Below are 3062 nucleotides of genomic sequence, written 5' to 3'. Positions count from 1 at the left end.
TATGAAGAAGAAGATGATGTAACAGTTTCGGACACAAAGAAAAAAGTTATGATTTTAGGTGCGGGTCCCAACAGAATAGGGCAAGGTATAGAGTTTGACTATTGTTGTGTGCATGCCGTTCTTTCTTTAAAACAGGAAGGTTATGAAACTATAATGGTAAATTGTAACCCTGAAACCGTATCCACCGACTACGATACTGCAGACAAACTTTATTTTGAACCGTTAACGGTAGAAGATGTTTTAAATATTGCAGATAAAGAAAAACCGGAAGGTGTTGTTGTTCAGTTCGGCGGGCAAACTCCTTTAAATTTGGCTTCCGCTTTAAATAAAGCAGGACTTAAAATTTTGGGAACTTCCGTTGAATCAATTGATATGGCAGAAGACAGGAAAATATTCAGTAAAGTATTAAAAAAATTAAATATTCCTCAAGCAGATTCCGGTACCGCAATAACTTTTGAAGAAGCAAAAGAAATTGCAGGTAAAATCGGTTATCCCGTAATGGTTAGACCTTCTTATGTATTGGGCGGAAGGGCTATGGAAATTGTTTATGATGAAAACCATCTTGAAACATACATCTCAAAAGCCACCGATGTAAGCGAGGGAAAACCTATTCTTATAGATAAGTATCTTGATAATGCAATAGAAATAGACGTTGATGCACTTTCCGACGGAAAAGATGTTTATATTGCAGGTATTATGGAACATATTGAGCAGGCAGGTATTCATTCGGGCGATTCGGCTTGTGTTCTTCCTACACATACTTTGTCAAAAGATGTTATAACAAAAATAAAAGAACATACAATAAATTTAGCAAGAGAAATTAATGTTAAAGGACTTATGAATATTCAGTATGCGGTTAAAAACGGTATTCCTTACCTTTTGGAAGCAAATCCAAGGGCATCAAGAACGGTTCCGTTTGTTTCAAAAGCCATAAGTTATCCTTTGGCAAAACTTGCATCAAAAGTTATGATAGGAAAAGCGGTTAAAGATTTAATTCCTAAAGAATATTTAAACGGTCAGCTTAAACATATCGACTATACATGTGTAAAAGAAGTTGTTTTGCCGTGGATAAGGTTTGCTAATGTCGATACCGTTTTAGGCCCTGAAATGAAAAGTACCGGCGAAGTTATGGGTATAGACAAAGATTTCGGTAAAGCATTTGCCAAGGCAGAGCTTGCATCCGGAACCATTTTACCTGACAGCGGAACCGTATTTATAAGTTTAGGACAAAGAGATAAAACTAAAGGGCTTGAAATTGCAAAAGATTTTATAGAACTCGGTTTTAATGTTATTGCAACAAAACATACGGCGGAATTCTTTAAAGAAAACGGACTTGATGTAAAAGAGGTTCATAAAATCCAGGAAGGCAGGCCTAATGTTGTTGATATAATTTCAAACAAAGAAGTTGCTTTAATAGTAAATACTCCTTCGGGGCAAAAAAGTCATCACGACGGTTACAGCATAAGAAGAACGGCTTTAATGTATAATGTTCCCATAGTTACAACACTTGCCGCAGCCCGTGCAAGTATTGAAGCAATAAAAGCAAAAAGAAATTACGATTGGGAAGTCTGTTCAATTCAAACCCATTATAAAATGGAAGAGTAGAAAATTAGATGTACATTTATTTTTTGCTTCCTTTGATAGGGTTTGTAGGAATGTTTGCAGGCGGTTTTTGGGGTGTAGGTTGCGGTTGGCTGATAGTTCCTACAATGCTTATTTTCGGTTTCACCCCAAATGAAGCCGTAGGCGTCGGACTTTTGCAAATGTTTCCGTCAATAGTTATGTCGGTTACAAAAGATATTAAAAGTTTGGATTGGAGTAAAAATTCCGTTGCTTCAAAACTTGTAATACCGTTGGGCTTTGGTGCATTTTTACTTGCATTCAGCGGTAAAATAGTCAACAGATTTTTTTATGAAAGGTTCGGCTCAATAGCATTACTTATTATCTTTTGTGTTTTTATGGTTACATTGGGCTCAATAGTCCTTTTCGGAAAAACAACCGAATATGAAACAAATATTCCTTCAATTTCAAATAAACAATCCTTAATAGCTTTTTTTATAGGAATGATAGTCGGAATATTCAGTTCCGTAATGGGTGTTGGCGGTGCGATATTTTTTAGACCTACACTTGCAAATATTTTTAAAGTTCCCGAAGTTATAACCTCAAAATGTATAAGGGTTCTTTTGCTGATAACTACATTTACGGGTGGAATGTATTACACTTTTGCCGACTGGCATCCCGATTGGACAATAATAACAATGTCTTTGGTAATAGCAATAGGCGGAATGATAGGTTTTCCTTTAGGAATAAAAGTTCATAATACCGTTCTTAAAAACGGTTATGAAAAATATGTCAATAAAAGTTTCGCCGTTATAACTTTTATTGTTCTTATAAACACAATTTTAAATATTTTCGGCTTTATAATTTTCAGCAGATATTTAATGATAACAATAGCAGTTCTGCTTTTTATATCAATCAATTTATTCAAGTCCTATACAGATAAACACAAAAAATTATTTGTTAAATAATTGTGTAAATATTGACAATCATAACACTTTTTTATAATATATTAAAACCCACCATTTAGGTAGGTAAATAAAATTCGACAGTTTAAAGCTTAAGAGTTGAAGGACTTAAAGTTTATTGTGAAAATTCACGAAGTGAATTTTTGATATTTATAAAATTTTACCAAAAAACATAAACCATAAGCTGTAAACTATCAACTAAAACAGGTTTTTACGGATGAATATAAATTTTAACATTGTTAATAACAGACAAAATACCGGCTCGGTAAAATACGATTTTATACCGAAAGTACCTAATGTAAAAAATGTTATTCCCATGTGGGTAGCAGATATGGACTTTAAAAGTCCGGTTGCGGTTCAAGATGCATTAAAAAAAATTGCAAGTCACAACATTTACGGGTATTCATATATTGACAATGAATATATATCGTTATTACAAAATTGGTATGCAAGAAGAATGGAGTGGAAAATAAAAAAAGAAGAAGTTTTATGTGTTCCGAGTGTAATGTTCGGTATATCTGCTGCAATCAGAGTGTT

Annotated in this window: 2 protein-coding genes and 1 pseudogene; all 3 read left to right on the top strand. The window is 33.8% G+C overall.

Features of this window, described 5'->3' with window-relative positions:
- Positions 1-1605 (top strand): carbamoyl-phosphate synthase large subunit (gene carB, locus ACMUOV_RS06765; RefSeq protein WP_413854342.1); only part of this gene is annotated, 1605 nt, incomplete at its 5' end.
- Positions 1606-1613: 8 nt separating this feature from the next.
- A complete protein-coding gene (locus ACMUOV_RS06760; RefSeq protein ID WP_413854341.1) occupies positions 1614-2528 on the top strand; it encodes a sulfite exporter TauE/SafE family protein in 915 nt (304 codons plus the stop codon).
- Between the two features lie 214 nt (positions 2529-2742).
- A pseudogene (locus tag ACMUOV_RS06755) lies at positions 2743-3062 on the top strand (aminotransferase); the annotation flags it as partial.

This window comes from Candidatus Ruminimicrobium bovinum, from assembly GCF_902760015.1.
GTDB classification, from domain to species: Bacteria; Elusimicrobiota; Endomicrobiia; order Endomicrobiales; family Endomicrobiaceae; genus Ruminimicrobium; species Ruminimicrobium bovinum.
The sequence above is the reverse complement of the archived record's forward strand: the minus strand, read 5'-3'. Positions and strand labels throughout refer to the sequence as shown.